This window comes from Actinomycetospora sp. NBRC 106378 (assembly GCF_030269685.1).
Lineage (GTDB): Bacteria > Actinomycetota > Actinomycetes > Mycobacteriales > Pseudonocardiaceae > Actinomycetospora.
In genome coordinates this window covers 24,617-49,906 of record NZ_BSTT01000013.1, presented here as the reverse complement: position 1 = coordinate 49,906, position 25,290 = coordinate 24,617, and the positions used below count along the sequence as shown (strand labels likewise).

Genomic DNA, 25,290 nt, shown 5'->3' with positions numbered 1-25,290 from the left:
CGGCCCGTTCGTCGTTCGCGGGAGTGGTGGTCAGGCCTGCGCGGCGGCGCGCTTGTCGAGGGTCAGCGACACCTCGGGCGAGCGCACGAGGGTCTGGTAGACGACGCAGTACCGCTCGGTCAGCTTGTGCAGCGTGGCGAGGGTGTCGTCGTCGGCGTCGGTGTCCAGGTCGAACGAGAGCCGGATGTCCTTGAAGCCCACCGGGGCCTCCTTCGACACGCCGAGCGTGCCGCGGAAGTCGAGGTCGCCCTCGGCGTGGATCGTCCCGCCGCGGACGTCGACGCCCATCGAGGTGGCGACCGCGCGGAGCGTCACCCCGGAGCAGGCGACGAGGGCCTCGAGGAGCATGTCGCCGGAGCAGAGGAGCTCTCCGGTCCCGCCGGTGGCGGGGTGCAGTCCGGCCTCGACCATGGCCTGGGCGGTCTGCACGCGACACGCGATGCCGGAGCCGTCGAGGTCTCCGTCGGCCTTGAGGACGACGGTGGCCGACTCCGGGTCGTCACGGTACTGCTGCTTGAGGGGGCCCTGGGTCTCGGCGAGCGCTGCCTTGTCCATCCTTCAAGGATGCCTGTTCGGCGCGCCGACCGCGACAGGCGAACACCGCGATCGCGCCGAGCAGCGAAAAGATCCCGGCGACCACCACGGCGTCGTCGAAGCCGCCGAGCAGGCCGACCGGTCCCGCCGGCAGGCCGGGGCGGGTGGCGATGACGGCGACCACCGTCGTCCCGATCGCCGACCCGACGTAGCGCGCCGTGTTGTTCGCGCCGCTGCCCATCGCCGCCCGTCCCGGCGGGACGCTGGCCACGGCCTCCCGTCCGAACGCGGCGTTGAGCACCCCGCTCGCGATGCCGGCCACGAACAGCCCGGGCACGAACCGCCACACCGACGAGTCGGGGGTCGCCCCGAGCAGCAGCGCCTGGCCGACCGCCACCACCACGAGCGCCACCGCCATCTGCAGGCGCCCGCTCACGGAGGCCGGGAGGCGCCGGGCGAGCAGCGAGGTGACCACACTCGTGACCGACCACGCGAGCAGCACCGCGGCGGCGGCCAGGGCCGAGGCCCGCAGGCCGCGCTCGGCGACGGAGAGCAGCACCGACGTCGTCGCGATGATGCCCATCCCGGTGGCGAGCGCGGCCAGCATCATGGCGAGGAAGCGCGGGGACCGGAACAGCGTCGGGTCGATCATCGGTGCCTCGCGGCGGCGTTCGACCAGCAGCCACACGACGAGGACGAGCAGACCCCCGACCACCAGCGAGACCGGCGCCGGCCGGAACGCGCCGGTCCGGGCCTCCACCAGGCCGGTCAGCAGCAGCGCGATCCCGACCGCAAGCAGGGCCACGCCGGGCAGGTCGACCGGACGCGGTCGGTCGGCGCGCGACTCCTCGACCGCCAGCCGTGCCCACACCGCGAGGCCGACGGCCAGCACCGCCTCGATCCAGTACTCCGCCGTCCACCCGGCGAGGCGCTCGCTGCCCGTGGCGAGCAGCGGTCCGACCGCGATGCCGCCACCCAGGGAGGCGCCCCAGATACCGCTGGCGCGGGGTGCGTCGGGCGTCCCGGCGGGATAGGCGTGGCCGATCAGGCCCAGGCTCGCGGCGACGAGCGCCGCAGCGCCGATCCCGGCGACGATCCGGCCCGCGACCAGCACCGCCGTGGTCGGGGCGACCGCGCACAGCACCGAGCCGACCACGAGCACCAGCGAGCCGAGGACCAGCGCGCGGCGCCGCCCGAGGTCGTCGGCGATCGCCCCCGCCGGCAGCAGCGCCACCCCGAGCCCGATGCTCATCGAGCTGAGGATCCAGGCCTGGCCCTCCGGCCCCGCGCCGAGTGCGGCGGCCGTCGCCGGCATCGTCGCCAGCGTCGAGGTGAAGACGACGAGCGCGAGGAACGTCGCGACGGAGGCGACGGCGAGCGTGATCCGGGACCGCACGGTCCGGGACGCTAGCACGGAAGTTCGGTCATTGAACTATCCTCGTGGACATGCCGCTCGGCCAGGGATATCCCGCGCAGGACTGCGCGATCGCACGGGCCCTCGAGGTCGTCGGCGACCGCTGGACCCTGCTCGTCCTGCGCGACTGCTTCTTCGGCGTCCACCGCTTCGCCGACCTCGTCGCCCGCCTCGACGTCCCGCGCGCCGTGCTGTCGGACCGCCTCGACCGGCTCGTCGCCGCCGGCCTCCTCGTTCCCGACGGCAGGTCCTACCGCGTCTCCGAGGCCGCCTGGCCGTTGTGGCCGGCGCTGCGCTCGCTCGCGGCGTTCGGCGAGTCGGCCCAGACCGCGGCGGGCGGACCGGTGCGGCGCTTCGCCCACGTCACGTGCGGCACCGACACCACCGCCGACGGCCACTGCCCCACGTGCGGCACCGTGCCCCCGCCCCCCGACCTCGAGGTGCGGGCCGTCGGCGGGCCGGGGCGCCGCGAGGACCCGGTCAGTGTGGCCCTGCGCTCCCCGCACCGGATGCTGACGCCGCTGCCCTGACCCCTACCCCTCGTGGCGCTCACCACCCCGTCCCCGCCACGTGTCGGATCGGCGCGTTGCACCGGTTGAACAGGTTCACGACGCCGATCCACAGCAGCAGGGCCGCCCGCGCCGGTTCGTCGAACACCCGGGTCACCTCGGCCCAGAGCTCGTCCGGGACCGCGTCGGCCGTGTCGGCCAGCCGCGTGACGTGCTCGGCGAGCTCGAGCGCCACCCGCTCGGCGTCGGTGAACCACGGCGCCTCGCGCCAGACCCCGACGGTCGCGAGCCGCTCCTCGGTCTCGCCGTGCGCCCGCGCCTCGACCGTGCCCCCGTGCACGCACGAGGCGCACCCGTTGATCAGGCTGACGCGCAGGTGCACGAGCGCGAGCAGGGGCTCGGGCAGGCCGCCGGAGCGGGTGGCCGCGATGAGGCCGCCGATCGCCTCGCCGACGCCGGGCAGCAGGGCGGCCGGGTTCGGCATGCGGGCCTCGAGCGTGCTGGTGGTCATGGGGGGGCTCCCTGCGTGTCGGACCGCCGGTCACATCCGGGCGCGCCGGTCGGTCATGGACACGACACCCGCCACCGGAAGGATGTGACAGCGATGGAGCCCACCGAGCTGGCCGAGCGCTTCGCCGCCCACCGACCGCACCTGCTCGCGGTCGCGGGCCGCCTCGTCGGCCCCGACGCCGCCGAGGACGCCGTCCAGGAGACCTGGCTGCGGCTGGCCCGCCAGGACGACCCCGACGCGATCGACAACCTCGCCGGCTGGCTGACGACCGTCGTCGCGCGGATCGCGCTGAACCAGCTCCGCGCCCGGCGGCCGACCGACGACACGCCGGAGGACCTCCCTGACGACGCCGTCGACGCCGAGTCGCTCGCCGTCTCCGCGGACACGGTCGGCCCGGCCCTCACCCTCGTCCTCGACCGCCTCTCCCCGGCCGAGCGGCTCGCGTTCGTGCTGCACGACGTCTTCGGGCTGCCGTTCGAGGAGATCGCCCCGATCGTCGACCGCACCGTCGCCGCGACGCGACAACTCGCGAGCCGCGGCCGTCGTCGGGTTCGGGGCCTGGCTCCCGACGCGACCATCGAGCACGCCGACAGGGAGGCCTCCCGCGCCTCCGCGGAGGTCGTCTCGGCCTTCCTGAGCGCGGCTCGCGACGGCGACTTCGGGGCCCTGCTCCAGTTGCTCGACCCCGAGGTCGTGCTGCGCGCGGACCCCGTCGCGGTGCGGATGGCGACGATCAACGCGGGCCGGGGCGCCCCGCAGCTCGCGCCGGAGGTCCCCGGGGCCGACGCCGTGGCGCGGGTGTTCGCGGGCCGGGCGCACGCCGCGGTGCCGGTCCTGATCGACGGCGTCCCCGGGCTGGTCTACGCCACCGCGAAGCGCGTCGTGTCGATGTTCCGCTTCACCGTCGTCGACGGACGGGTCACCGCCGTCGAGGTCGTCGCCGACCAGGAGGTGATCCGGGCGACCGAGGTGGAGTTCACCTGAGCGCGCGAACACCGACCCGCTCGCGCAGACCGGCGGCGAGCCCGGCCACCGTCAGGAGGTCCATCAGCTCCCCGCCGGTGCGCACGAGCCACACCCGGCGGACCCCGGCGATGCGGAAGCGGAGGTGGACCCGGGTGCCGCCGGGTGCGGGGCGCAGCACGATCGCCCAGCTGATGCGCAGGTTCCCTCGCTCGGAGCGGTGGACGAGCGTCGTCGGTGGGGTGTGCTCGACGATCTCGAACGTCGCGTCGCGCCCGCCCCAGTCGGGGATGACGTCCCCGACCGCGAGGTGCTGGAGCGAGGGCTCGACCCGGCGCAGTCCGCGACGGCGGGCCGGGACCACCCGCTCGACCCACGCCGGGAGGTACCACCCGGCGCGGTCCTTGCCGAGCTGGGCGAACCAGGGCCAGACGGCGCCCGGCTCCGCCGCGAGGTCGAACGCCCGGTCCATCGTGACCTGCGCGTCCGGCACGATGCCGTCGCCCGGGAGCGCCGCCGCCGCCTCGTCGGGGCGGGCCACGACCGTCAGATCAGGCCCATCTTCGACGCGGCGTACACGGCTTCGGCGCGGCGCGAGACGTCGAGCTTGCGCATGAGGTTCCCGACGTGGAACTTCACCGTCGTCTCGGAGATGAACAGCTCCCGGCCGATCGTCCGGTTGCTCATCCCGCGGGCGAGCAGACGCAGCACGTCGAGCTCGCGGCCGGTGAGCGTCTCGCCGTGCGACTGCTGCCCGTTGAGCGACCGCACGACGGCGGCCGCGGAGCGCGAGTCGAACGCGGACTCGCCCCGCGACACGGCGCGGATGGCGGCGATCAGCTCGGTGGTGTCGACGTCCTTGACCACGTAGCCGCGGGCGCCGGCGTGTACGGCCTCGACCACGAGCCGGTCGTCGAGGAACGTCGTCAGCACCAGCACCCCGACGCCGGGGTGGGCCTGCGTGAGCTGGCGGCACAGCTGCAGGCCCTCGGAGTCGGAGCTGGTGGAGAGCTTGAGGTCGAGCAGCACGATGGACGGCCGCTCGTGGGCGACCACCGCGAGCGCCTCGGCCGCCGACGACGCCTCGCCGACGATGGCGAGCTGCGGCTCGCGCTCCAGCACCGAGCGCAGGCCCTGCCGGACGATCGCGTGGTCGTCGACCAGCACGATGCGGACCTCGCCCCGACGGACCGCCGCGCGGGCGGGGATGCGGATGTCGGTCATGTCGTGCTCCCAGCGTCGTTCGGACTGCCCCCATCCTCACCCGTCGCCGTCCCCGCCGTCCCCGTCGTTCCTGACGGTTCTGCGGGTTCGGGCGGGTTCGGGCGGGCTCGGATGGGGAGCGGGACGCTCACCTGGACGCGGATCCCGCCCTGGCGGGCGCGTTGCACCTGCAGCAGCCCGCCGAACTCGCGGGCCCGTTCGGCCATGTTCGCGAGTCCGCGGTGCGAGCCGTCGATGTCGTTGGCCGCGGCGACGCGCAGGGAACGACGGACCCGCTCCGGGTCCCCCGTCCCGTCGTCGGCGACGGAGAGCACGAGGCGGTCCTTGCGGAACGACAGCCGGACGACGGCGACGGTCGCCTCCGCGTGCACGGCCGCGTTGAACAGCGCCTCGCCCGCGACGCGGAACAGGGAGCGCTCCGCCGCCGAGGGCAGCACGACCGGCCGGCCCTCGATCCGGACCTCGACCCGCAGGTCGGAGGGCATGTGGACGGTGGAGAGCTCCTCGAGCATCGCGGGCAGGCTGCGGTGGCCGTGCTCCCCGGAGTGGTTGAGGGCGTAGATCGCCGACCGGAGCTGCTCGACGGCGCGGCGGGTGAGCTGCTTCGCCGTCTCCAGCCGCTCGCGCTGGCCCTCGTCCCGGATCTCGGAGCGCACGACCTCGATCTGCATGCCGGCCGAGAGCGCGTACTGGGTCACCGAGTCGTGCAGCTCCCGGGCGATCCGGTGCCGCTCGGAGTCGAGCACCTCGCGCTGCCGGGCGACGGTCAGCGCGTCGCGGGTGCGCTGCAGCTGCTCGTTGCGGGCGGCGAGGTCCTCGGCGTGCCGGCTCGCCTCGTCATAGAGCCGCAGCGTCCGCTGGTGCAGCGCCGAGTTCTGCAGGGCGGCCGCGGTCTGGCTCGCGAGGACGCGCAGCACGGACGCGTCGGTCGCGTCGATCCGTCGCTCGACGCCGGTCCAGGCGACGATCTCCCCGACCACGGTGCCGTCCAGACGCACCGGGACGTGCAGGTGGTGCGGGTCGTGGGGGTGGGGGTCGCTGGGCGCACCGTCCCCCGACCCGACGTCGAGGTCGGACTCGTCGTGGTCGCCGCGGCGGACCGCGTGCAGGTGCCGCAGGACGAACGGCGGCAGCTCCTCGGGACCATCCGGACCGGACGAGCTCCGCTGCGCCCCGTCCCCGTCCAGCGGCACCTCGGCCAGGTCGGGCCCGAGCACCAGGTGACGGGGGGACGCCTCCGGGAGCGCGCCGTCGGCGAGGGCGAACACGACCCAGTGCGCCGTGAGGTGCTCCGAGGCCGCCTCGGCCACCGAGCGCACGAGCGTGCCCGGCCCCTCGGTGGTGCGGACCAGGGCCCGGCTGATGCGGTCCAGCGCGTGGATCACCCGGCGCAGCCGCTCGGCCGAGGCGAGGTACTCGACGTAGAAGGACGGCTTGCCCGACCGGATGCCGGTGAGCAGGTCCAGGTCCGGACCGTCGGAGATGCGGTGCTCGGTCACTGCGTCAGAGAGCCTGCCGGAACAGCGCCTCGATGTCCTCGCGGGTCGCCTCGCGGGGATTGGTCGACAGGCAGGCGTCGGCCATGGTCATCGTCGCGAGCTGCTCGACGTCGTCCTCGGTCACGCCGATCTCCGCGAGGCCCTTCGGTACGCCGAGCTCGTCGGCGAGACGACGGACCTCGACGGCCGCCCACTCCGACGCGTCCTCGGCCAGCGCCTCCGACCAGCGACCGCCGATGGCGTCGGGGAAGCCGAGCGCCTGCGCGATGGGCACGAAGCGGGCCGGGTCGGGCTCGGCGTTGAAGCGCACCACGTGCGGCAACAGGATCCCGTTGATCACGCCGTGCGGGAGGTCGAGCAGGCCGCCGACCTGGTGGCTCATGGCGTGGGCGGCGCCGAGGATCGCGTTGGTGAACGCGAGGCCGGCCTCGAGCGCGGCCTGCGCCATGAACACGCGCGACTCCTGCTCGAGCGGGTGGTCCATCGTGCGCTCGAGGTGGGAGCCCACGAGCGAGATCGCCTGCAGGGCGTGGTGGTCGGTCAGCGGGTTGTGCGCCCGCGACACGTAGGCCTCGATGCCGTGGGTGAGCGCGTCGAGGCCCGTGGCCGCGTTCAGCCAGTCCGGCATCGTCGTGAGCAGCTGCGGGTCGACCACGGAGACGTCCGGGACGAGCGCCCGGCCGAGGATGGTGATCTTGGTGTTCCGCACGGTGTCGGTGACGATGCAGAACTGGCTGACGTCGGCGCCGGTGCCGGAGGTGGCGGGCACCATCACCATCGGCGGGATGGGGTTGACCATCCGGTCGACGCCCTCGAAGTCGGTGATCGCCCCGCCGTTGCCCGCGAGCAGCGCGATGCCCTTCGCGGCGTCGATCACGGACCCGCCGCCGACGGCGACGAGCACGTCGCACCGCTCCGCGCGGTAGCACTCGTGGCCGGCCGCGATCTCGTGGTCCTTGGGGTTCGGGGTGACCCCGCTCCAGACCGCCGGGCGCATCCCGGCGTCGTGCAGGTGCCGGCAGAGCTGCTGCGGCCAGCCGGCGGCGAGCAGCCCGTCGTCGGTGACCAGCAGGGGCCGTCGCGCTCCGAGGCGGGCCGCGGCGTGCGCGGCCTCGGAGAGGGAACCGGTCCCGAAGACGATCTCCGGGACGTGGAACTTGGCGAGCCGGGGCGGTTCCGGCGCCGACTGCAGGTGCCCACGGCCGGTGGTGGCGCCGTCGCGCGGGAGCGAAGCCTCCACCCGCGCCCCGGACCCGGTCTGACGTCGGCGAACCACCAGGGACTCGCCCGCGCGGGTCACGGAATCGACGAGGACCACGCTGCCCCCTCCCCACCGTCTGTTCGGCTAGTCGGTGTAGCCCACGTTACAGACGGACGACGGGGAAGGGCAGTCTCGAAACGAACGATCATGGCTACCGACCGGTAGCCCCTGATCAGCGGGAACCCGTCGCCAGCTCCGCCGCCTGGATGCCCGGCTCGACGTTCGAGTCGCCGTGGATCGGACCGTGCCGGTCCGACAGCGGGATGCCGTTCCCGCCCCACTGCTGAGCGATCATCTCCGCCGCGATCGACACCGCGGTCTCCTCCGGCGTGCGGGCGCCGAGGTCCAGTCCGATCGGGCTCGACATGCGGGCGAGCTCCTCCTCGGTCACCCCGGCCTCGCGCAGCCGCTCCAGCCGGTCGTGGTGGGTGCGCCGCGAGCCCATCGCGCCGATGTAGCCGATCTCCTCCAGGCGCAGGGCGACCTCGAGCAGCGGCACGTCGAACTTCGGGTCGTGGGTGAGGACGGCGAGGGCGGTGCGTCCGTCGATCCGGCCCGCCTCGGCCTCGGCGGCGAGGTAGCGGTGCGGCCACTCCACGACGACCTCGTGGGCCTCCGGGAACCGGCTGGAGGTCGCGAACACCGGGCGGGCGTCGCAGACGGTGACCCGCATGCCGAGGAAGGTGCCCATGCGGGCGACCGCGGCGGCGAAGTCGATCGCGCCGAACACGATGAGGCGGGGCGGCGGGGCGAAGGACTCGACGAAGACCCCGAGGCCCTCGCCGCGGCGCTCGCCGTCGGTCCCGTAGGTGACGAGGGTGGTGCGCCCCGCGGCGAGCAGCCCCCGGGTGTCGTCGCGGACGGCGTCGTCGAGCCGCTCGCTCCCGAGCGATCCCTCGGTCCGGTCGGGCCACACCACGAGGCGGCGCCCGACACCGGGCCCGGAGACGATCGTCGCGGTGGCCACCGGCCGGTGCTCGCGGACCGCCGCCGCGATCTCGCCGAGCTGCGGGTAGGTCTCGCGGTCGACCTGCTCGACGAAGACGTCGAGGATGCCGCCGCAGGTCAGGCCCACCGCGAAGGCGTCGTCGTCGGAGACGCCGTAGCGCTGCAGCGTGGGGTCCTCGCCGCGGAGCACGTCCGAGCCGAGCTCGTAGACCGCGCCCTCGACGCAACCACCGGAGACGCTGCCGACCGCCTCGCCGGCCGGACCGACGAGCATCGAGGCACCGGGCTGGCGCGGCGCCGACCGGAAGGTCCCGACCACCGTGGCGAGCGCCGTCGACCGGCCCTCGGCCCACCACCCCTCGAGGGTTCCCAGCACGTCACGCATCGGCGAGCACCTCCGTGAGCTCCTGCAACGTGGCCAGCGAGTGTCCGGCCAGCAACCGGTCAACGTGCGGGAGGGCCGCGGCGATTCCCCCCTGCACCGGCTCGTACCCCCGCTTCCCGGCGTGCGGGTTGACCCAGACGACCGCGTGGGCCAGTCGGGCGAGCCGCCGCATCTGTTCGCCGAGCAGCTCGGTCCCGCCCCGCTCCCACCCGTCGGAGAAGATCACGACGACGGCGCGGCGGGCGACGCCGCGCTGCCCCCATCGGTCGAGGAAGGCCGCGAGCACCTCGCCGAGCCGGGTGCCGCCCGACCAGTCGGGGATCGTGTTGCCGGCGTCGCGCAGCGCCCGCTCGGGATCGCGCTGGCGCAGCTCCCGGGTCACGCGGGTGAGCCGGGTCCCGAGCGTGAAGGTCTCGACGGCCTGCGGCGTGCGCCGGGTCAGCACGTGCGCGAACCGCAGCAGCGCGTCGGCGTAGGGCGCCATCGAACCCGAGACGTCGAGCAGGATCACCACCCGGCGCGGCCGTTCCCGCCGGTTCTTGCGCGACAGGCCCGGGATCTCCCCGGCGTGGCGCAGCGTCGCGCGCAGCGTGCGGCGCGGGTCGGGCTCACCCCGGCGGCCGGGCCGACGCCGCCGGGCCCGACGTCGTGGCGGTGTCGGCGTGAGCAGGGCGAGCATGCGGCGGATGTGCTCGCGCTCGCTGATCGTCAGCTCCGCGATGTCGCGGTCGCGCAGCACCTCCTCCCCGGAGGCGGCCACCTTGAGCTCGGGCGTCTCGTCGTTCTCGTCGCCCTGGCCCTGGCCCTGCGGCGGGTTGAGCGCCGCGATGGTCGCCGTGCGCGGTTTCGGCGGCGCGGGCCGACCCATCCGCTGCTCGCGCGGATCGGAGGAGAACCAGGCGAAGAAGGCCTGGTCGTAGCGCGCGACGTCGTCCGGGTCGCCGCACAGCGTCACCCGACCCGCCCAGTACGTCGCGACCTCGCTCGCGAGGTCGATCTCCCGCAGCGCGCGCAGGTAGGTGGCGGTGCGGTCGGGCGTGACGGGCACGCCCGCGTTGCGGAGCAGCCGCGTGAACGCGATGAAGTCGCGCAGCACGGCGTCCTCGTCGGGGGGCTCGCGCAACTGGTCGATGATCCCACCGGCCAGCACCGCTCCGGCGTGCGCGCGGGGGGCGGGCGCATCGCTGCTGCCGCCCCGGTCCATCGATGTCATTCCCCGTCGCTCCGCTCGCCCGAGGTCGTCATGAGGCCAGCAGGGCGTCCAGCGCGTCGCGGGCGCGGTCGGCGTCCTCCCGGTACTTCAGCACCGCGCCGAGCGTGGTCGTCGCCGACTCCAGGTCGAGGTGACGTGCCCCGATCAGCTCGAGGGCCGCGGCCCAGTCGAGCGACTCGGCGACGCCGGGCGGCTTCAGCAGGTCCAGCCCGCGCAGGCGGTGGACGGCCTGGGCGACCTGCTGGGCCAGTTCGTCGGAGAGCTGCGGCATGCGCGCCTTGAGGATCGCGACCTCCCGCCCGAGGTCCGGGTGCTCGAGCCAGAGGTAGAGGCAGCGACGCTTGAGCGCGTCGTGCACCTCGCGGGTGCGGTTGGAGGTGAGGACGACCAGCGGCGGCGTCTCGGCGCGGATCACGCCGATCTCGGGGATCGTCACCGAGTTCTCCGCGAGCACCTCGAGCAGGAAGGCCTCGAACTCGTCGTCGGCCCGGTCGACCTCGTCGATCAGCAGCACGCTCGGCGTCGTCTGCAGCGCCTCGAGCACGGGCCGGGCGAGCAGGAAGCGGCGGTCGTAGAGGGACGCCTCGACGGCGTCGGCGTCGAGGGACTGCCCGGACGCGGTGGCGGCGGCCTCCATCGTGCGCAGGTGCAGCAGCTGGCGGGGGAAGTCCCAGTCGTAGAGGGCCTGGGCGGCGTCGATGCCCTCGTGGCACTGCAGGCGCACCAGCGGGGCGTCGAGCACCTGGGCCAACGCCTGCGCGAGCGCCGTCTTGCCGGTGCCCGGCTCGCCCTCGCAGAACAGCGGCCGCCCCATGCGCATGGCGAGGAACGCCGCGGACGCGAGGCCCGGGTCGGCGAGGTATCCGGTGCTCTCGAGGGCGGCGGCCACGGCATCGGGCCGGTCGAAGAGGGAGGCGGCGGTCACGTCCCCATCGTTCCCTACACGACCGGATCACGCTCAGGTTGCTGTGGCACACGCCGCAACGCGGCCCGACGGGGCCGTGATGCCCGTGACACCACCACCGTGAGTCACAGACGTGTAACACCGTCGGTAACGCACCGGAAACGGGCGTTGACCTGCAACGACGGTGACCACGCGTTGCGACAAGACCCCAAAGGGGTGATCTTGGCCTTTCTGAGAGGCGCTTGAAACCGCCGGTGTGCTCCGTACCGTTCCCTCTCGGCCGTCAGGGAACGGCCATCGACCAGCCCCGAGGTCGCCGCGTCCGACGCCTGTCCAGCGGCCCCGGGTGACCCGATACGAGAGGTGCGGACCGGACAGGCCGAGCGAGCAGAGGCATGGCGCGCCCCACGGGGCGCGCTCACGGTGAGACCGCGTGGAACCGGTCGACGATCCGCTGGGGAGTGCGACTCCCGGCCGACTGTGTCGCGGGACGCGGTGCGACGAGAGAGGTCATGCTTCGTAGTTCCGAGAAGTCGCTGGCGCGCGCCCTCACCCGTAGGGCGGCCCAGCTGACGCTGGTCGGCGCGCTCGCGGCCACCCCGCTCGCGCTCACCGCCGGCACGGCATCCGCCGACACGGACTGGGATGCGCTCGCCCAGTGCGAGAGCAGCGGCAACTGGTCGACGAACACCGGCAACGGGTTCTCCGGCGGCCTGCAGTTCACCCCGTCCACGTGGAAGGCGTTCGGTGGGTCGGGCAACGCCCACAACGCCAGCCGCGAGGAGCAGATCCAGGTCGCCGAGCGCGTCAAGGCCGCCCAGGGCATGAACGCCTGGCCGACCTGCTCCAAGAAGACCGGCAACACCTCGAGCAAGTCCAACTCGGGCAGCTCGTCGAAGTCGGGCTCGTCGGGCTCGTCGAGCTCGTCGAAGAAGAGCACCGAGACCGAGGCCATCAAGGCCCCGACGCCGTCGGCGGTCGCCCCGGCCGGTGCCTACACCGTCGTCTCCGGCGACACGCTCAGCTCGATCGCCGGTGCGCACGGCGTGAGCTGGCAGCAGGTCGCCCAGCGCAACGGGATCGCGAACCCCGACGCGATCTCCGTGGGACAGCAGCTCGCCCTGAGCTGATCCGTTCCCGCACGCCTCGACCCCCGCCGGTGCCCCGAGCACCGACGGGGGTCGGCGCGCGTCGGGGGTGGTCGGTCGACCGCGGTCGGCCGGTTCGAGCGAAGGGTCCGTTCGGTCGGATAGTCGGGCCGTGGGCGCCCTTCGCCAGGGCCTCCCCCGGCCACGAGAGCCACACCGGGCAGGTTCTCCCGCCCTCTCGGCTGCCTCACGTCCCCCTCGCGGTCGGGCTGTCACGTCCCGACGCCAGATGCGGCGAAGGTCGACGCGCGCCGGGCCCTCCTCGGTGCGGGAGGTGGCGCGAGGGCCCGAACAGTGACGTCTCGACGCGCGACACGTGGTCGACCCGCACGCCGCCAGCCTCAGGGATCACCCGCGGTGGCGGGTCCTACGGACAGTTGACCCATTCCTCGGAGCCGTCGGCGAACTCCTGGCGCTTCCACACCGGGAGCTGCCGCTTCACCTCGTCGACCAGCTCGCTGCACGCGTCGAACGCCTCGCGCCGGTGCTCCGCGGCCACGGCACAGGCGAGGGCCACGTCGCCGATCGCGAGCGGGCCCACGCGGTGCGACACGGCGATCGCGGTGACACCGTCGAAGCGCCCCGCGATCTCGGACGCCACCTGCTCCACCACGGACCCCGCCGACGGGTGGCCCTCGTAGTCGAGCGCGCGGACCGAGCGCCCGTGGTCGTGGTCGCGGACGACGCCCGAGAAGGTCACGACCGCACCACTGCGCGGGCCGTCCACCAGCGCGGCGTGCTCGGCGACGTCGAGGGGCTCCTCGCCCACGGCCGCCCGGAGCACGATCGCCCGCTCGGTCGGTGCACTCACTGGTGGTCCCCTCCCTGGATCTGGTCGACGGCGTGCTCCAGCACCGGCTCGAGCACGGACAACCCGTCACGCACCCCGCCCGGGGACCCGGGCAGGTTCACCACCAGTGTGCGCCCCGCGACGCCGGCGACCCCGCGGGACAGCATGCTGGTCGGCACCTTCTCCGCCCCGGCGGCCCGTACGGCGTCGGCGATCCCGGGCACCTCGTAGTCGAGCACCGAGCGCGTGGCCTCCGGCGTCCCGTCGGTCGGCGAGATGCCGGTGCCACCCGTCGTCAGGACGACCTGCACCCGCTCCGCGACGGCCGCCCGCAGTGCCTCCGCCACCGGCTCGCCGTCGGGGACCACCTGCGGGTCGTCGGCGGTCCAGCCGCGCTCCCGCAGCCACGCGACGATCACCGGGCCGCCCCGGTCCTCGTACACCCCGGCGGAGGCCCGGTTCGACGCCGTGATCACCCGTGCCCGTCGTAGCGGCTCGCTCACGGCCTGCCACCCCGTCGCTGCGCTCGCCTCATCGACCCTCCGGCCTCGTCCAGACGCCGGAGCGTCCGCCTTCCTTGCGCTCGAGCCGCACCCCGTCCATGGTCGCGGCCGGATCGAGCGCCTTGACCATGTCGTGCAACGCGAGGCCCGCGACCGACACGGCCGTCAGCGCCTCCATCTCCACGCCCGTGCGATCGGCGCTGCGGGCGGTGGCCGTCACGTGGACGTCGGTCTCCCCGACCTCCAGGTCCACCGTCACCCCCGCGAGCGGGATCGGGTGGCACAACGGGATGAGGTCGGGCGTCCGCTTGGCGCCCATGATCCCGGCGATCCGCGCCGTGGCGAGGGCGTCGCCCTTGGGCACCGTGCCGTCGCGCAGCGCGGCGCAGACCTCGGCGGTGGTGCGCAGCGTGCCGCTCGCCGTGGCCACGCGGCGGGTGACCTCCTTGTCGCCGACGTCGACCATGCGGGCGGCGCCGGTCTCGTCGACGTGGGTGAGGCCCCGGGAGCCGCTCACGTCTCCTCCTTCGTGGCGCCCTCGGCGGACTCCGCGCCCGCGTCGAGCGCCGCCTGCACCGAGTCGAGCTCGGCCTCCCCGGCCTCGCTGACCTTGCGCACCGCGGAGGCCACCGCGGGCGACACCGTCGCGTCGAACACGCTGGGCACGATGAACAGCGGGTTCGGCTCGGCGACGACGTCGGCGATCGCGGCCGAGGCGGCGAGCAGCATCGCGTCGGTGATGGTGCGCGCCTGGGCGTCGAGCAGGCCGCGGAAGATGCCGGGGAACGCCAGCACGTTGTTGATCTGGTTCGGGTAGTCCGACCGGCCGGTCGCGACGACGGCCGCGTGGTGCTGCGCGACGCCCGGGTCGATCTCCGGGTCGGGGTTGGCGAGCGCGAAGACGATCGCGTCGGACGCCATCGCCTTCACGTCGTCGGCGTGCAGCAGGTTCGGCGCCGAGACGCCGATGAACACGTCGGCCCCGGGCAGCGCGTCGTGGACGTCACCGGTGCGGTTCTCGGCGTTGGTCCGCTCGGCCACCCACTGCAGCGACGGGTGCAGCCCGGGCCGGCCCTCGTGGATGATCCCGTCGACGTCGACCGCGATCAGGTCCGCCGGCTGCAACGGCAGCAGGAGCCGGATGATCGCGGAGCCGGCCGCGCCGACCCCGCACACCACGATGCGGCAGTCCTCCGCGCGCTTGCCCACCACCCGGAGCGCGTTGCGCAGTGCCCCGAGCACGACGACGGCGGTGCCGTGCTGGTCGTCGTGGAAGACGGGGATGTCGAGGGACGCGCGCAGCCGCTCCTCGATCTCGAAGCAGCGGGGCGCGGCGATGTCCTCGAGGTTGATCCCTCCATAGACCGGGGCGAGCACCTCGACCGTCCGGATGATCTCCTCGGTGTCCTGGGTGTCCAGGCACACCGGCCACGCGTCGACCCCGGCGAACCGCTTGAACAGCGCCGCCTTGCCCTCCATCACCGGCATCGCGGCCGCGGCGCCCAGGTTGCCGAGCCCCAGCACGGCCGACCCGTCGGTCACGACGGCGACGGTGTTCCGCTTGATCGTCAGCCGCCGCGCGTCGTCCGGGCGGCGCGCGATCGCCTGGCAGACCCGGGCGACGCCGGGGGTGTAAGCCCGGGAGAGGTCCTCGCGGGTACGCAGCCCGACCTTCGCCGTGACCTCGATCTTGCCGCCGAGGTGCACGAGGAACGTCCGGTCCGACACGTTGCGCACCCGCACGCCGTCGAGGGTGTCCAGCGCCTCGGTGATCTCCTCGGCGTGCCGCTCGGAGAGGGCGTTGCAGCTGATGTCGACGATGATCGAGTCGGGCCGGGACTCGACGACGTCGAACGCCGTCATCACGCCGCCGACGCGGCCCACGGCCACGGCGAGATCACCCGCGGCGGTGGCGCTCGGCGGCGCCTCCACCCGGGCGGTGATGGCGTAGCCGGGTCCGGGTACCGCCACGGTTCAGCCCTCCTGCGCTCTAGTCCGATACCAGCCGGGCCAGATCGGCCGGGGTGTCGACGTCGTCCCGGGTCGCGACGTCGCCGACCTCCACGGCCGTCACGTCGTCCCGCCCGGCAAGGTAGCCCCGTGCACCGACATCGTCGTGGGCGGCGGCGGCGACCGCGGCCAGATGGTCCCGTCCGAACACCACCGGATGCCCCGGTCGGCCGTCGTAGGCCCCGCGGACGATGCCGTCCGGGGTCGACGCGGCCGCGACCCGCGCCAACGCCGCGGGGCCGATGCCGGGGGTGTCCACCAACAGCACGAGCACGGCGTCGACGTCCGCGGGCACCGCGTCCAGCCCGGCCCGCAGCGACTCCCCCATGCCCCGCTCCCACGCGGACGCGGTCACGACGACGGCGGCGGGGTCGGCCGCGCGGACGGCCGCGCCCGCCGCCTCGGCCGCTGCCCCGACCACGACGACACGCGGGTCGCACCCGCCGTCGTGAAGGGCCCGCAGCGCCCGCACGACCATCGGCTCACCGTGGAGTTCGACGAGCGCCTTCGGCGTGCCCATCCGGCGACCGGCCCCCGCCGCGAGCAGGAGGCCGGCGACCGTCATCAGCGATTGATCTCCGTCACCGGGTGCTCGTAGCCGAGCTGGTCGGCCGGCAGCGGGAACTCGACCTCGCCGAACGGGGAGGCGGCACCCTGGGTGGGTGCCATCAGCTCCGTGATCGGGTGGCCGCCGTCGACCTGCGGCCAGCCCGGGTCCTGCCGGGGCTCGACGGCCCTCGGGGTCTGCTCACCGTCGCTCTGCGCTGCCACCGGTTCCTCCCTGGTCACGTGGTCGGCCCTCAGTCTGCCGCATCCGGGGCCGACCCAGCGACCGGACCGCCTCCCCGATCACGACCGATTAACCTGGTAGGGATGGCCAGGACCCTCCTCGAGCACCTGCGTGCCCAGGACGACGAGACCCTGGGCGCGCTGCTGCGGGCCCGCCCCGACCTGGCCCTGCCCGCGCCGGCCGACACCGGGGTCGTCGCGACCCGTGCCGGTGTCCGCACGTCGGTCGGTCGCGCCTGCGAGGACCTCGACGCGCTGCACCTCGCGCTGGTGGATGCGCTGCTCGTCGCGGAGGCCGATCAGTCGCCGGCCGACCCCGCCGTCGTGCTCGGTCTGCTCGGCGCCGACGTCCCCCCGCAGGTCGGCCGGGCCGCCCTCGACCGGCTGCGTGTGCTGGCACTGGTCTGGGACGTTCCTGACGATCGAGGCGGTGCTGCGGGGGTGCGCGCGGTGCCCGCCCTGCGCGACACCGCGCGGCGCTACCCGGCCGGTCTCGGACGGCCCGCCCCCGCCGACTCCGTGCTGCACCGCGAGGACCCGGCGGCGGTCATGGCGGCCCTGCCCGCCGACGAGCGCGCCGTGGTCGACGCCCTGGACAAGGACGGGCCGGTCGGGCGCAGCCGCGCGCGGGAGGGCGACGACAACCCGGTCGCGCGCCTGCTCGCCGCAGGCGTCCTGCGCCGGCTCGACGACGACACCGTCGAGCTCACCCGCGAGGGCGGTCTCGGGCTGCGCGGTGACCGTCCGCTCGGGCCGGTCGTGGCCGCCGATCCCATGCCGGCGCCGCGCACGCGGGACCCGGAGACCGTCGACGCGACCGCCGCGGGCGAGGCCCTGGAGACGGTCCGGCGGGCCGAGGCCGTCATCGCGGCCTGGTCGGACGCACCGCCCGCCGTCCTGCGCAGCGGCGGCCTCGGGGTCCGCGACCTGCGCAAGCTCGCCAAGCAGCTCGACCTCGACGAGACCGCGGCGGGCCTGCTCGTCGAGGTCCTCGCCGCGGCGTCGCTGCTCGCGGTCAGCGAGGAGGCCGACGCCGTCTGGTGCCCGACCACCACCGCCGACCGCTGGCTCGCGTCCCCGCCGGAGACGCAGTGGGTGGCCCTCGCGCGCGGATGGCTGGAGATGCCGCGCCAACCGTCGTCGATCGGGCAACGGGACTCGATGGACAAGCTCGTCGGGCCGCTGTCCGACGAGGTCCGCCGGCCCTGGGCCGCGCAGGTCCGCCGCCGGGTCCTGGCCCGGCTCGCCGAGTTCGACGACGGGGCCGGGCCGGTCACGGTCGACGCGCTCGTCGAGTCGCTGGCCTGGCGCGCGCCCCGGCGCGGCGGGCGCGCCCGCGACGACCTGGTCCGCGCGACCGTCCGCGAGGCGACCGCGCTCGGCGTCGTCGCGCTGGACGCCCTCACGACGGCGGGTCGGGAGCTGCTGCGTGTCCCGCGCCGACCCGACGACGACCCCGACGCCGCCGCGGCAGCGGCCCTGCGGCCGGCGATGCCCGCGCCGGTGGGCCACGTCCTCCTCCAGGCCGACCTCACCGCCGTCGCGCCCGGACGGCTCGAGCCGGACCTGGCCGCCGCGATGGACCGGCTCGCCGACGTCGAGTCGGCCGGCGGCGCGACGGTCTACCGGATCAGCGAGGGCTCGATCCGCCGGGCGCTGGACCTCGGGTGGACCGCCGCGGACGTGCACGCCCTGTTCGCCGAGCGCTCCGCGACCCCCGTCCCGCAGGGGCTGTCGTACCTGATCGACGACGTCGCCCGCCGTCACGGGCGGCTGCGCGGCGGGTCGGCCGCCTCGTTCCTGCGCTCCGAGGACGAGGCGCTGCTCGCCGAGGTCATGGCGCTGCCCGTGGCACCGGAGCTCGAGCTGCGCCGCCTCGCCCCGACCGTGGTCGTCTCGACGTCACCGCTGGCCGAGGTGCTCGACGCGCTGCGCGTCGCCGGCCTGTCCCCCGTGGCCGAGGACGCCGACGGCGGGGTGCTCGACCTGCGGCCCCGCGGGCGCCGCACCGCCCCGCGCCGCCCCGACCGCTCGGGTGGGGCGCCGTCGTTGTCCGACGACCAGATCGCGGCCCTCGTGGCCCAGCTCCGCGCGGGCGACCGGGCCGCGACCGCCCCGCGGGGCTCGGCGACCGTGCCGGGCTCCACCCGCCAGACCGCCTCGGCGACCGTCGCGGTGCTCGCCGACGCCGCACGGACCGGCCGGACGGTGTGGATCGGCTACGTGGACGCCGCCGGCACCGCCTCGCAGCGGGTCGTGCGTCCGCTGCGCGTCGGCGGCGGGCTGCTCGAGGGCACCGACGCCGCCGTCGAGTCCGAGGACACCGGGCCCGGGTCGGCGGTGTCGTTCGCGCTGCACCGGATCACGTCGGTGAGCGTCCTGACCGAGAACTGAGCCGCGCCTCCCTGCGGTGAACGAGCGGCACTGTCGCAACATCTAGGTGCGCGAGAGTGCCGTTCGCTCAGGCCGGGGGCGGCCGGTCCGCGGTGAACGAACGGCACTGTCGCAGCATCTATGTGCGCGAGAGTGCCGTTCGCTCAGGTCGGGGGCCGGTCAGGCGCGGGCGCCGACCGCCCACACCTGCATGGCGTGCTCGACCAGCGCGATGAGCGTCTCCTTCGTCGACTCCCGGTCGCGGGCGTCGACCGTGACCACCGGGACCGACGGGTCGATGGCGAGCGCCTCGGCCACGTCCTCCAGCGCGTGGGTCAGGACGCCGTCGAAGAGGTTCACGCCCAGCACGTAGGGCAGGTTCCGGTCCTCGAAGAAGTCGACCGCCGCGAAGCAGTCGGCGAGGCGGCGGGTGTCGACCAGCACGACCGCGCCGATGGCGCCGCGCACGAGGTCGTCCCACATGAACCAGAACCGGTCCTGCCCGGGCGTGCCGAACAGGTACAGGATGAGGTCGGCGTCGAGGGTGACGCGGCCGAAGTCCATCGCGACCGTGGTGGTGCGCTTGTTCGGCACGGCGGTCAGGTCGTCGACGCCGGAGCTGGCGTCGGTCATGACCGCCTCGGTGGTCAGCGGGTCGATCTCCGAGACCGAGCCGACGAAGGTCGTCTTGCCGACCCCGAACCCCCCGGCGACGACGATCTTGGCCGACGTGGTCGTCGGGATCGCCTCGTCAGAGCCGTCGTAGTCCACTCAGCACCCTTTCCATCAACGCCATGTCCGGGGAATCACCCGTCGACGAGGCGGTCTCGTGCACCACGATCGATCCGTGCGCGGCCATGTCGCCGAGCAGCACCCGTGCCACCCCGAGGGGCAGCCGGAGCAACGCCGCGACCTCCGCGACTGACTTGGGCTCGACGCACAGATCGGCGATCATGCGGTGCTCGTACTGGGCGACCTGGCGCGGGTCGCGGCCCTGGGCCGTCGTCGACAGCAGTGTCTCGACGGCGAGGTCGTAGGCCGGGCGGGTCCGGCCGCGGGTCCACGCGTAGGGCCGGACGAAGGAGGCCTCGGGCGGCTCGTCGCCGGTCCGCGGCCCGTCCGGATAGTCCGGCGCGACGAACTGGTGTCGGCCCGGGACCTGGATGCCGCCCGGGGTCGTCGGCGGGAGCGCCGGGTCCCCGTTCGGGAAGAGCGGGCTCGTGCGGGGCGCGGGGGCCGGCCGGTAGGCGTCGGCCGAGCCGGTCGGGATGCCGCCCGGTGGGCTGCGGTGGGCGCCGCCTGCGTCCTCGGCGTCGAGTCGCCGGGCCGCGTCCTCGTCGGCCTGGTCCTCGTCCTTCCGACGACGGCCGAACAGTCCCCGGCGTCCCCCGGACCGCCGGGGCGTGCCGCCGGTGATCCCGTTGAGGACCTCGGCGTAGGAGTCGTCCTCGCTCACCGCCGCTCACCTCCCCCCGGCCACCTCACCGGAACCCCGATCCCTGGAGCTCGGCGCGCAGCTCCGGCGTCAGCAGCTGCCCGACGCGGTCGACCAGCAGCGTCATCTCGTAGCCCACGAGCCCGATGTCGCAGTTGGGTGCGGCGAGCGTGGCGAGGCACGAGCCGTCGCTGATCGACATCAGCAGGACGATGCCGCGCTCCATCTCCACGACCGTCTGCACCACCTCGCCGGCCTCGAAGCAGCGGGCCGCGCCCTGCGTGAGGCTGACCAGACCCGAGGCCACCGCGGCGAGCTGGTCGGCCCGGTCCCGCGGGAGGCGGCTGGAGGCGGTCAGCAGCAGGCCGTCGGCGGACACGACCACGGCGTGGGCCACGCCGGGGACCCGCTCCGCGAAGTTCGAGACCAGCCAGCCGAACCTGCTGGGCTGCGACTGGGGTGCCGTCACTGCTCCTCCTCGATGGCATTCGTGGTGTCGGCGGCGGGGCCGCCGTCGGCGGACGGGCCGGGTCGGCTCGAGCGTCCGTCGGCGACCCCGCGCTGGTAGCTGGCGAGCCGTCCGCGGACGGCCTCCGCGGAGCGCCGCGGTGTCTCGGTCGCCCCGGCCGTGCTGCCGGGGGTGACCGGGGTCGGCGACGGCCGGGCACTCCCGGGCACGAGGTGCGCCCGCGGACGACGCCGGGGCAGGCCGGACTCGGTGGTCCCGGCGTCGACGGAGGCGAGCGACGGCGCCCCCGCGTCGAACCCGGGCCGACCGGCGTCCGACCATTCCGGGTCGACCACGTCGGGCGCGTTGGGCTCCGCCTCGCGGAACCACACGGACGCGACCTCGTCGAAGATCGGCGTGCGCTCCCGGTTCGGCAGCACCGCCGCCGGGCGGCGCGGCAGACCCTCGGGCGCCGACCGGACGGGCAGCGCCCCCGCGCCGGAGCCGTTGGTGCCGTTGGTGCCGTGACCGTTCGTGCCGTGACCGTTCGTGCCGCTCGTGCCGTTCGTGCCGTGACCGTTCGTGCCGCTCGTGCCGTTCGTGCCGTGGCCGTCGGTGGCCGTGCCGGGGGTGGCGACGCCGTGGCGCGCCCATCCACCCGTCGCGGTGCCGTTCGTGGCGACGCCGTTCGTGCCGGCCGCGTGCGCCGTCTCGTCGGGGGCGGCGGCCGTGTCGTCGCCGGGGGCGAACAGCTCCTCGGCGGACGCGGCCGGGGCCTCGTCGCCGTCGGGCTGCTCGTCGGCCGGCCGCGGCCGGAGGCGGGGCGCCGACCCGGGACGCAGGAGCGGACCGCCCTCCGGGCGGCGGCGCTGGGCGAGCGGCCGCAGCGACCGGCGGTTCGGCCGCGACGGCAGGTCCTCGGCCTCCGTCGACCCCTCCACGGACTCCTCCGCAGCGGGACCGTCGTCGGTCACGTCCCCGACCGGGGCATCAGCGGGGGCCTCCGCCACCTCCGCCACCCCGGCCACCTCGGTCGCGGGGGCATCCGCTGCTGCGGACTCCTGCGCGGGGAACTCCCCCGAAGCCGGGTCCTGCCGTGCGGGCGGGCTGACCGGGTCGGCGGGCGCCTCGGCGGCCGTCACGTCCGGCTCGGGCGCCTCCGACGGCGTCGGACCGGGCGGGGGCACGACCTCCGCGCCGTTCCACATCGGGGGCTGCGGGGCGGGCGCCGACCCGGCCGGGCGCGGACCGGAGTCGGGCGGCGGGCCCCACGGCCCGGCCTGGGGTCCGCCCGGCCCACCGGGGAACCCGGCAGCGGGTCGCTGTGGCATTGGACGCGGGGGCAACGGTCGGTTGGGCGGCGGGCCGGCCGGTCCGCCCGGCACACCCTCCGACCAGGCCTGGGCCGGGCGCGGGCGTGGAGCGGGTCGGCCGTCGCGGGTCTGCGCGGGGGCGGGTCGGGTCGGCGCCCAGCCGGCGGCGGGCTCGGGCCGCATGCCGTGGCGTCCGCCGTGGTCGGCGTCCTCGGTGGCCGGGGCGGTCGGAGCGGGTGCGGCGTCGTCCTCCTCGTCCGCGCCGTGCCAGGCGTGGGCGGCCTGCGATCGCTCCGGCACCCCGGCCGGGGCCTCCTCGTCCGCCCCGGCGCCGTGCTGGCTCCAGACGGCCACGCCGTCGTCCTCGCCGCCCCACACGCGGGCGACGCGGTCGTCGTCGTCATCGTCGTCGTCGAGGTCGGCCGCGTCGGTCTGCGGACCGGGCACCTCGGCGGCCGCGGGCTCGGCGGGTGGGGTGGCCCCGGGACGGACCGGGCGCCGCGGCAGGGCGGCGGCCAGGGCACCGGTCAGACCGTTGCGCCGCTCGGACCCGGCCTCTGCGGCTGCAGCGTCCGGCGCGGGCGGGCCGGCGGCAGCCTCCGTCGACGACGCGTCGTCGGGCGTCCCGGACGGCGCGAAGAAGGTGGCGGCGCCGGCGGCGGCCACACCGGCGCCACCGGCCGCGGCCCCGCGGGCGGCCGCGCGTCGTGGCAGCTCGGGAGCCTCCTCGCGCTGGTCGCGACGAGGCTCCTGACGCTGCTCCTGGCGGGGGATCCCCGGGACCTCGGGGCGCGGCGCACCGGTGGCCGGGCCACCGAGCGGGCTCGACCCCGGCGAGCGGACCGGGAGACCGGTGCCGCCCAACGCGCGGGTCGAGGGGCCGCTGCCGGGCCGGCTGCCGGGCACCCCGGAGAGCACCGCGGAGGCCGGGATGCGGACGGCCGCCACCACACCGCCCTCGTCGCGGGTGCGCAGCATGACCCCGATGCCGTGGCGGATCGCGAGGCGACCGACCACGAACAGGCCCATGCGGCGGGAGGCCGAGACGTCGACGGTGGGGGGCGAGCCGAGTCGCTGGTTCGCGTCGGTGAGGTCCTCGTCGGTCATGCCGACGCCGCTGTCGGCGATCTCGAGCACGACCGCCCCGTCGGGTTCCGGGCGCGCCGACACGTCGACGCGGGTCTCGGGCGCGGAGAAGGCGGTCGCGTTCTCCAGCAGCTCCGCGACCAGGTGCACGACGTCGGCGGCGGTGCGGCCGAGCAGCTGCACGGACGGCGGCGGGGACAGCTCGACGCGCTGGTACTGCTCGACCTCGGACGCCGCGGCCCGCAGGACGTCGACCAGCGGCACCGGGCGGCCGCCGCGACGCGCGAGGTCGGTCCCGGAGAGGACCAGGAGGTTCTCCGAGTTCCGCCGCATGCGGGTCGCGAGGTGGTCGAGCTGGAACAGGTCGGCGAGGGCCTCCGGGTCCTCCTCCTTGTTCTCCAGCTGCTCGATGAGGCGCAGCTGGCGCTCGACCAGCGCCTGGGACCGGCGGGAGAGGTTGACGAAGATGCTGTTGAAGGCCGACCGGAGCCCGGCCTGCTCGGCCGCGAGCCGCACGGCCTGTTCGTGGACCTGGTCGAAGGCCCGCGCGACCTGGCCGATCTCCTCGCGGGTCTCGATCGGCGTGCGGCTGACGTCGGTGTCGGGCGCCTCGCCCTCACGGAGGCTGCGGACCGCGTCCGGCAGCCGGCGCTCGGCCACGTCGAGGGCGGTGCGGCGCAGCAGCCGCAGCGGTCGCAGCAGCGAGCGGGTCACGAAGAAGACCACCGCGGCGCCGGCCATGAGAGCCAGCAGCAGCACGACCGAGGCGACCCCGGCCGCGTTGCGCGCGCCGTCCTGCAGCGCCGTCGCGTTGGCCTGGAGCCGCTGGCGCAGCTGGTCGGAGACGCCGGTGACCTTCTGCTGCACCGCGATCGACGCGGCGTCCCAGTCCTGGGCCGAGACCTGCGGCGGGAGGCCGGCGCTGCCGCGGCCGAGCACGACCTGCGCGAGCCGGTCGCGCTGGTCGACGTCGGCGCCGATCAGCGCGTCGGCCAGCCCGGCGTTGTCCGTGCCCACGGCGCTGCGGAACTCGTCGACGGCGATGGACCGGCGCAACGTCGCGTTGCGCGCCTGGTCGATCGACGGCGCGTCGATCCGGCCGCCCGCGATGGCGGCCGCGACCACGGCCTGCACGTACGCGTCCTGCTCGCGCACCACCGAGAGGGCGTAGAGACCGGTGGACAGGCCCGCGATGGACGGGTCGGCCGCCTCCCGGGTGAGCGACTCGTCGAAGGTCAGCACCGCCGAGGTGGCGTCGGTGTAGCGCGAGATCGCGCCCGCCGGGTCGACCGCCCCGGAGCGCACGTCGTCGCGGACCCGGTCGAGGCCCTCGACCGCGGAGAACGCCTCGCGGTAGGCCGAGCGGGTCTGGTCGTCGACCGAGTCGGCCGACCCGTAGGCGCTGCGCAGCCGGCCCAGCTGGTCGTTCGTCGCGTCCGCCGCCTCCTGCACCGGCCCGAAGCCGCCCGCGCGGTTGGTCGCGAGGAGGACCGCGGCCGCGCGTCGCTCGGCGTCGAGCGCCCCGAGCAGCTGCGCGTTGTTGCTCTCCAGGGCGACGGCCTGCTGCACGCCGTCGTAGGAGCGTGCCTTCTCGGTCTGCTCCACGATCCGCAGCACGCCGAGGGTGATGACGAACAGGGTGGGGACCAGGAGGACGGCCGCGAGCTTGACCGGGAGGCTCCAGTTGCGCAGGGCGAGCCGCTCACCCAGGGGCGGGCGGGCCTGCGGGTCGGTGACACCGCCACGAGCCTCGCCTCGCGCGTCGGTTCGACGGACGGGAGCGGTCACGCGCTGGTCCTTCCCCTTGCACCGGTCGGTCGGTCGCCTGTCACAGACACGCCCCCACGAACGGACGCCTGCTGCACCGTCTGTAGTTGTTCATGGGCTACACTGCTGACGGAGCGGACACCACGACACTCCGCGAGTGACGCGGTCACTCCGATCGGCGAGCAAACGTGCACGGAAAGTGCCCGTCGCGCGTCAGTGGGTCGCATGTCGGTCCGTCGCTTCGAGGTCGGAGCGGTCACCGG

General features: G+C 75.1%; 24 protein-coding genes. 4 read left to right on the top strand and 20 right to left on the bottom strand.

Annotation, left to right across the window (positions count from 1 at the left end):
- Positions 1–30: 30 nt before the first annotated feature.
- Positions 31–555 (bottom strand): OsmC family protein, encoded by a 525-nt coding sequence (locus tag QSK00_RS23580; RefSeq protein WP_285594715.1) that lies wholly within the window; start codon positions 553–555, stop codon positions 31–33.
- The gene (locus tag QSK00_RS23575) at positions 500–1,930 is read right to left on the bottom strand and encodes an MFS transporter (protein WP_285594713.1); all 1,431 of its coding nucleotides are present in this window, start codon (positions 1,928–1,930) and stop codon (positions 500–502) included. The genes QSK00_RS23580 and QSK00_RS23575 overlap by 56 nt, the downstream gene beginning before the upstream one ends.
- 50 nt (positions 1,931–1,980) lie before the next feature.
- Here QSK00_RS23575 and QSK00_RS23570 point away from each other — a divergent pair, with 50 nt between their 5' ends.
- On the top strand, positions 1,981–2,478 hold the full coding sequence (locus QSK00_RS23570; RefSeq protein ID WP_285594711.1) for a winged helix-turn-helix transcriptional regulator: 498 nt from the start codon (positions 1,981–1,983) through the stop codon (positions 2,476–2,478).
- A 19-nt stretch (positions 2,479–2,497) separates the two neighbouring features.
- On the opposite strand, the gene QSK00_RS23565 is transcribed toward QSK00_RS23570, so the two are convergent.
- Positions 2,498–2,968 carry a carboxymuconolactone decarboxylase family protein gene (locus QSK00_RS23565; protein ID WP_285594709.1) on the bottom strand — a complete coding sequence of 157 codons (471 nt, stop codon included), beginning with the start codon at positions 2,966–2,968 and terminating at the stop codon, positions 2,498–2,500.
- 93 nt (positions 2,969–3,061) lie between these two features.
- Here QSK00_RS23565 and QSK00_RS23560 point away from each other — a divergent pair, with 93 nt between their 5' ends.
- Positions 3,062–3,952 (top strand): sigma-70 family RNA polymerase sigma factor, encoded by an 891-nt coding sequence (locus QSK00_RS23560; RefSeq protein ID WP_285594707.1) that lies wholly within the window; start codon positions 3,062–3,064, stop codon positions 3,950–3,952.
- Here the strand turns inward: QSK00_RS23560 and QSK00_RS23555 are convergent.
- The 7 genes from QSK00_RS23555 to QSK00_RS23525 all read right to left on the bottom strand — a co-directional run bounded on the left by QSK00_RS23555 (position 3,945) and on the right by QSK00_RS23525 (position 11,386).
- Entirely contained in the window at positions 3,945–4,472 is a 528-nt protein-coding gene (locus QSK00_RS23555) for a hypothetical protein (protein ID WP_285594705.1), read from the bottom strand. The genes QSK00_RS23560 and QSK00_RS23555 overlap by 8 nt on opposite strands.
- Before the next feature lie 5 nt (positions 4,473–4,477).
- The gene (locus QSK00_RS23550) at positions 4,478–5,155 is read right to left on the bottom strand and encodes a MadR family response regulator transcription factor (RefSeq protein ID WP_285594703.1); all 678 of its coding nucleotides are present in this window, start codon (positions 5,153–5,155) and stop codon (positions 4,478–4,480) included.
- Positions 5,152–6,654, bottom strand: a complete 1,503-nt coding sequence (locus tag QSK00_RS23545; RefSeq protein WP_285594701.1) for a MadS family sensor histidine kinase — start codon at positions 6,652–6,654, stop codon at positions 5,152–5,154. Before QSK00_RS23545 ends, QSK00_RS23550 begins: the two co-directional genes overlap by 4 nt.
- Before the next feature lie 4 nt (positions 6,655–6,658).
- The gene (locus QSK00_RS23540; RefSeq protein WP_285594699.1) at positions 6,659–7,972 is read right to left on the bottom strand and encodes an iron-containing alcohol dehydrogenase; all 1,314 of its coding nucleotides are present in this window, start codon (positions 7,970–7,972) and stop codon (positions 6,659–6,661) included.
- A 115-nt stretch (positions 7,973–8,087) separates the two neighbouring features.
- Positions 8,088–9,248: an XdhC family protein gene (locus QSK00_RS23535; protein WP_285594697.1), complete on the bottom strand. Its 1,161-nt coding sequence runs from the start codon at positions 9,246–9,248 to the stop codon at positions 8,088–8,090.
- Positions 9,241–10,461, bottom strand: coding sequence for a vWA domain-containing protein (locus QSK00_RS23530; RefSeq protein ID WP_285594695.1), 1,221 nt, complete (start codon positions 10,459–10,461; stop codon positions 9,241–9,243). The genes QSK00_RS23535 and QSK00_RS23530 overlap by 8 nt, the downstream gene beginning before the upstream one ends.
- A gap of 28 nt (positions 10,462–10,489) precedes the next feature.
- Positions 10,490–11,386: an AAA family ATPase gene (locus QSK00_RS23525; protein WP_285594693.1), complete on the bottom strand. Its 897-nt coding sequence runs from the start codon at positions 11,384–11,386 to the stop codon at positions 10,490–10,492.
- Positions 11,387–11,877: 491 nt separating this feature from the next.
- Between QSK00_RS23525 and QSK00_RS23520 the strand changes: the two genes are divergently transcribed.
- Complete coding sequence (locus QSK00_RS23520; RefSeq protein WP_285594691.1) at positions 11,878–12,495, top strand: LysM peptidoglycan-binding domain-containing protein; 618 nt, start codon at positions 11,878–11,880, stop codon at positions 12,493–12,495.
- Between the two features lie 385 nt (positions 12,496–12,880).
- Here the strand turns inward: QSK00_RS23520 and QSK00_RS23515 are convergent, their stop codons facing one another.
- Genes QSK00_RS23515 through QSK00_RS23490 form a run of 6 tightly spaced genes read right to left on the bottom strand, consistent with a single transcriptional unit; the run spans position 12,881 to position 16,587 of the window.
- A complete protein-coding gene (locus QSK00_RS23515; RefSeq protein WP_285594688.1) occupies positions 12,881–13,324 on the bottom strand; it encodes a molybdenum cofactor biosynthesis protein MoaE in 444 nt (147 codons plus the stop codon).
- Positions 13,321–13,806 (bottom strand): MogA/MoaB family molybdenum cofactor biosynthesis protein, encoded by a 486-nt coding sequence (locus QSK00_RS23510; protein ID WP_285594652.1) that lies wholly within the window; start codon positions 13,804–13,806, stop codon positions 13,321–13,323. Before QSK00_RS23510 ends, QSK00_RS23515 begins: the two co-directional genes overlap by 4 nt.
- 28 nt (positions 13,807–13,834) lie before the next feature.
- Entirely contained in the window at positions 13,835–14,272 is a 438-nt protein-coding gene (gene moaC, locus QSK00_RS23505; protein ID WP_502872073.1) for a cyclic pyranopterin monophosphate synthase MoaC, read from the bottom strand.
- A 47-nt stretch (positions 14,273–14,319) separates the two neighbouring features.
- Positions 14,320–15,777: an NAD-dependent malic enzyme gene (locus tag QSK00_RS23500; RefSeq protein WP_285594648.1), complete on the bottom strand. Its 1,458-nt coding sequence runs from the start codon at positions 15,775–15,777 to the stop codon at positions 14,320–14,322.
- Positions 15,778–15,796: 19 nt separating this feature from the next.
- Positions 15,797–16,381: a nucleotidyltransferase family protein gene (locus QSK00_RS23495; protein ID WP_285594646.1), complete on the bottom strand. Its 585-nt coding sequence runs from the start codon at positions 16,379–16,381 to the stop codon at positions 15,797–15,799.
- Positions 16,381–16,587, bottom strand: a complete 207-nt coding sequence (locus QSK00_RS23490; RefSeq protein ID WP_285594644.1) for a hypothetical protein — start codon at positions 16,585–16,587, stop codon at positions 16,381–16,383. Before QSK00_RS23490 ends, QSK00_RS23495 begins: the two co-directional genes overlap by 1 nt.
- Positions 16,588–16,689: 102 nt before the next feature.
- Here QSK00_RS23490 and QSK00_RS23485 point away from each other — a divergent pair, with 102 nt between their 5' ends.
- Positions 16,690–18,999, top strand: a complete 2,310-nt coding sequence (locus QSK00_RS23485) for a helicase-associated domain-containing protein (protein ID WP_285594643.1) — start codon at positions 16,690–16,692, stop codon at positions 18,997–18,999.
- A gap of 159 nt (positions 19,000–19,158) precedes the next feature.
- Here QSK00_RS23485 and QSK00_RS23480 read toward each other — a convergent pair whose 3' ends face one another.
- The 4 genes from QSK00_RS23480 to QSK00_RS23465 are packed head-to-tail and all read right to left on the bottom strand — an operon-like array spanning position 19,159 to position 25,048.
- A complete protein-coding gene (locus tag QSK00_RS23480; RefSeq protein ID WP_285594641.1) occupies positions 19,159–19,749 on the bottom strand; it encodes a GTP-binding protein in 591 nt (196 codons plus the stop codon).
- A complete protein-coding gene (locus QSK00_RS23475) occupies positions 19,730–20,434 on the bottom strand; it encodes a DUF742 domain-containing protein (protein ID WP_285594639.1) in 705 nt (234 codons plus the stop codon). Before QSK00_RS23475 ends, QSK00_RS23480 begins: the two co-directional genes overlap by 20 nt.
- Before the next feature lie 25 nt (positions 20,435–20,459).
- The gene (locus tag QSK00_RS23470; protein WP_285594637.1) at positions 20,460–20,882 is read right to left on the bottom strand and encodes a roadblock/LC7 domain-containing protein; all 423 of its coding nucleotides are present in this window, start codon (positions 20,880–20,882) and stop codon (positions 20,460–20,462) included.
- Positions 20,879–25,048 (bottom strand): sensor histidine kinase, encoded by a 4,170-nt coding sequence (locus QSK00_RS23465; RefSeq protein WP_285594635.1) that lies wholly within the window; start codon positions 25,046–25,048, stop codon positions 20,879–20,881. Before QSK00_RS23465 ends, QSK00_RS23470 begins: the two co-directional genes overlap by 4 nt.
- Positions 25,049–25,290 lie beyond the last annotated feature (242 nt).